This window comes from Segeticoccus rhizosphaerae (assembly GCF_009192725.1).
Classification (GTDB): domain Bacteria; phylum Actinomycetota; class Actinomycetes; order Actinomycetales; family Dermatophilaceae; genus Segeticoccus; species Segeticoccus rhizosphaerae.
On the sequence record NZ_VOHR01000384.1, the window covers coordinates 1 to 3217 of the forward strand.

Genomic DNA, 3217 nt, shown 5'->3' on the forward strand with positions numbered 1-3217 from the left:
TTCGGCGCGGCCCTGCCCAACGTCATCGCGAGCAGCAGCCGGGCCGTCCTGGCCGCGGGCCCCGACGTGCGTGCGCTCAGCGAGGCGGCCCGTCGCGCCGCCGACGAGGTCAGCGTCCTGCTGACCGCCTGACGCCTGACCGCCCGACCCACCCACCCGCCATGCGTGAGGAATCTTCGCGAGGTCTGGTGCGCTCTGAGGGGCCGGAACCTCGCGAAGATTCCTCACGGGGCCGGGGCGTCAGGAGCTGTCGCTTTTGCCTCGGGGGCACGGATTGTGCCACGTTGGCACCGTGGACACCGACGAGGTGCTGGACCTCATGAGATCCGTCGCGGCCGAAGTCATCACACCGCGTTTCCGGGCCCTCGCCGAGGGCGAGGTGATGGAGAAGAACCCCGGTGACCTCGTCACCGTCGCCGACCACGAGTCGGAGGTGCTCATCACCCAGGCCCTCGACGCGGCGTACCCGCAGGCCGTGGTCCTGGGTGAGGAGGCGTCGGCCGTCGATCCCGGACTGGTGCAGCGATTCATGGCGGCCGACCACGGTTTCACCGTCGACCCCGTCGACGGGACCAAGAACTTCGTCCACGGCTCGCCCGACCACGCCGTCATGGTCAGTGAGGTGAAGGGTGGCGAGACGGTCCGCGGCTGGATCTGGCAGCCCGAGCACGGCACCGCGTGGGTCGCGGAGAATGGAGCCGGGGTCTTCCGCGACGGGGAGCGGATCACCCGTCCCGCGGTCGAGGAGGGGACGCCGCCACGAGGGGCCACCTCGATGTGGACCCGCCGGGGGCAGGCGCTCGGAGACCTGCCGCCGCTGGTCGGCTCGTGGGTCTGCTGTGGCATCGACTACCCGCGGCTGATCGAAGGTGCCGTCGACTACCTCGTCTACAGCCACAGCAACTTCTGGGACCACCTGCCGGGGACGCTGATGGCCGCGGAGGCGGGCGGCGCCTACGGTCACCCCGACGGCAGCCGGTATGACGCCCACAGTCGCCCTGGCGGGCTGCTGGTGGCAAGTGACCCGGCGACCCTCCGCACCGTGCAGGCCGCATGGCCTGACGAGGGCGGCGTGTGACCTCGGAGGCGCCCGACGCTGGAGGGCGAGGTGCCCTCGTTGCCAGCCGACCGGCATACTCGCTAGGTTCCTGATGACGCCAGAACACACCGGGCGCGGCCGCTGCAGCAGGCTGTGCTGTGCCCACGGACCCGAGACTTCCCGTCCGGACGAGGAGACCGACTGTGGCACTACCCCCGCTGACTCCCGAGCAGCGTGCCGACGCCCTGGCGAAGGCCGCCATCGCACGCAGGGAGCGGGCTGCGGTCAAGAACCGCCTGAAGTATGCGCAGGGGTCCCTGAAGGACGTGATCGCCGAGGGCAAGGACAACGACGTGGTGGGCAAGATGAAGGTCTCCGCCCTGCTCGAGTCGATGCCCGGTGTCGGCCGGGTGCGCGCCCGCCAGATCATGGAGGAGGTCGGCATCTCCGAGAGCCGTCGGGTCCGCGGTCTGGGGGCCAACCAGATCGCCGCCCTGCTGACCCGGTTCGAGCAGGCCTGACCGCTCCATGACGGTCCCCAAACCCGCGCCACCACCCTCTCGCGGGCTGCGTCGCCTGGTGGTGCTGGCCGGGCCGACCGCCGTGGGCAAGGGCACCGTCGCCGGCTACGTGCGCCGGCACCACCCCGAGGTCTGGGTGTCGGTGTCGGTGACGACCCGGCCCCCCCGCCCGCGCGAGGTCGACGGGGTGCACTACCACTTCGTCAGCGACGAGACGTTCGAGCGGATGCGGGCCGACGGGGAGTTCCTCGAGTGGGCGGTGGTCCACGGCCGGGCCAAGTACGGCACGCCCCGGGGCCCCGTGCTCGAGGCACTCGGAGCCGGGCGGATGGCGCTGCTCGAGATCGACCTGCAAGGGGCCCGTCAGGTGCGGGAGCGGATGCCCGAGGCGCTCTTCGTCTTCCTGGCGCCGCCGAGCTGGGACGAGCTGGTGCGCCGACTGGTCGGACGGGGCACCGAGAGCGTCGAGGAGCGCAGGGTCCGGCTGGAGACGGCGCAGCGCGAGCTGGCCGCCCAACGGGAGTTCGACGTGACCATCGTCAACGACGATGTGCGCCGCGCGGCCGGAGAACTCGTACACTTGATGCAGCACGGGGTCACGACGGCGGATCACCCGACCGCTCGATGCCCGTGAACGCGCGCCCGCCGCGCACGCAAGACCGAACGCAACCGACGAAACGAGACGACTGACGTGTCTGGGACCCAGGCTGCCCCCGAAGGCATCACCAACCCGCCCATCGACGACCTGCTGAAGGTGTCGGACTCCAAGTACGCGCTGGTGATCTACTCCGCCAAGCGCGCCCGCCAGATCAACGCCTACTACTCGCAGCTGTCCGAGGGCCTGCTGGAGTACGTCGGCCCGCTGGTCGACAGCCAGGTCAACGACAAGCCGATGTCGGTGGCGCTGCGCGAGATCAACGAGGGACTGCTCACCTCCACCCCCATCGAGGCCTGAGCCGGACCCGATGAAGGTCGTCCTCGGCGTCAGCGGCGGCATCGCCGCCTACAAGGCAGCGCTGCTGCTGCGGCTGTTCACCGAGGACGGCCACGACGTCACGGTCGTCCCGACCGCCGCCGCGCTGGAGTTCGTCGGCGCGCCCACCTGGGCCGCGCTCTCGGGCAAGCCGGTCGCCACCGACGTCTGGTCCGCCGTGCACGAGGTCCCGCACGTGCGCCTCGGCAAGGGGGCGGACCTGGTCGTGGTGGCGCCTGCCACCGCGGACCTGCTCGCCCGAGCGGCCCACGGGCTGGCCGACGACCTGCTCACCAACACCCTGCTCACCGCTCGCTGCCCGGTCGTGCTCGCTCCGGCGATGCACACGGAGATGTGGCAGCACCCGGCCACCGTCGCCAACGTCGAGACGTTGCGCTCGCGGGGGGTGCACGTGGTCGATCCCGCCTCGGGCCGCCTCACCGGCGCCGACACCGGCCCCGGCCGGTTGCTCGAGCCCGAGGAGATCTACGCCGTATGCCGTGGGCTCACCTCGGGCGCGCCAGCTCGCTCCCCGGGTGGGTCAGCGGGCGAGGGCGACGCCGTCGAGGGAGCCCTGGCCGGTCGGCGGGTGGTGGTCAGCGCCGGCGGCACTCGCGAACCGCTCGACCCGGTCCGCTTCCTGGGCAACCGGTCCTCCGGCAAGCAGGGGCTGGCGCTCGCCGC

The 3217-nt window shown here is 71.7% G+C and carries 5 protein-coding genes; all 5 read left to right on the plus strand.

The window, feature by feature from the left end:
- Positions 1-292: 292 nt before the first annotated feature.
- On the plus strand, positions 293-1078 hold the full coding sequence (locus FRW57_RS19390) for an inositol monophosphatase family protein (RefSeq protein ID WP_152186810.1): 786 nt from the start codon (positions 293-295) through the stop codon (positions 1076-1078).
- Between the two features lie 164 nt (positions 1079-1242).
- Complete coding sequence (mihF, locus tag FRW57_RS19395; RefSeq protein WP_137121985.1) at positions 1243-1560, plus strand: integration host factor, actinobacterial type; 318 nt, start codon at positions 1243-1245, stop codon at positions 1558-1560.
- A gap of 7 nt (positions 1561-1567) precedes the next feature.
- A complete protein-coding gene (gene gmk / locus FRW57_RS19400) occupies positions 1568-2194 on the plus strand; it encodes a guanylate kinase (RefSeq protein WP_137121986.1) in 627 nt (208 codons plus the stop codon).
- A gap of 57 nt (positions 2195-2251) precedes the next feature.
- The gene (gene rpoZ / locus FRW57_RS19405; protein WP_137121987.1) at positions 2252-2515 is read left to right on the plus strand and encodes a DNA-directed RNA polymerase subunit omega; all 264 of its coding nucleotides are present in this window, start codon (positions 2252-2254) and stop codon (positions 2513-2515) included.
- A gap of 10 nt (positions 2516-2525) precedes the next feature.
- Positions 2526-3217, plus strand: a 692-nt coding sequence (locus FRW57_RS19410; protein WP_275263217.1) for a bifunctional phosphopantothenoylcysteine decarboxylase/phosphopantothenate synthase, incomplete at its 3' end; no start/stop codon positions are given.